Origin of the sequence: Prevotella sp. AM23-5 (assembly GCF_003473645.1) — a bacterium.
Taxonomy (GTDB): domain Bacteria; phylum Bacteroidota; class Bacteroidia; order Bacteroidales; family Bacteroidaceae; genus Prevotella; species Prevotella copri_A.
The window spans coordinates 1-558 of sequence record NZ_QUCG01000107.1 but is presented as its reverse complement, the minus strand read 5'-3'; the positions used below and the strand labels follow the sequence as shown (position 1 = coordinate 558).

The 558-nt window shown below is 42.7% G+C and carries 1 protein-coding gene; it reads right to left on the bottom strand.

From position 1 onward, the window contains the following. Positions 1-520: YWFCY domain-containing protein (locus tag DW657_RS18475; protein WP_233547183.1), on the bottom strand; the 520-nt coding region annotated here is incomplete at its 3' end. Between the last annotated feature and the right edge of the window lie 38 nt (positions 521-558).

Here is a 558-nt window from a genome sequence, read left to right as displayed (position 1 = left end):
CGTTCTCCATGAGTTTGGTCTCCTGCATGAAACTCTCGTTCTCATTATTGAACACATCCTCCATGAGGTTGTGTTTCAAGAGTCTGCTCATCCAGAGTCCTCCCATCAACAGGCAGATATAACCCGCTGTCATTGTAAATATGTACAGCGTGGCATTGCCCAAATTAGATATAGGCAACAATAATATCCACCAGTTGAGGAAGAACAGACAGGAGCCAACGACAAGAACCGTCCAAATCCTGTTCCAACTCATCTTTTCTGCTTTCACGCCCTTGGTTCCCAGACATGAGAGCGCCAGGAGTAAAAGCGAGAACAGCTTGGTGTAGAGGATAGAATGAAACAAGCCACCTGTACGGTTGAAGTTGATAAGGATTCTGTCAACAACCCCGATTGTCACTCCCCATATGTGCATTGCCTCGTAGCAATACCAATACACATTCATAATTGCGAGTATGATACTCACAGCACGGAGAAAATCCATAATTTTCCCCAATGCTCTTAAATCGTCTTCTTGTGCCATTGTTTTTTATTTTGAAGTTATACAAATTGTTTTTGATT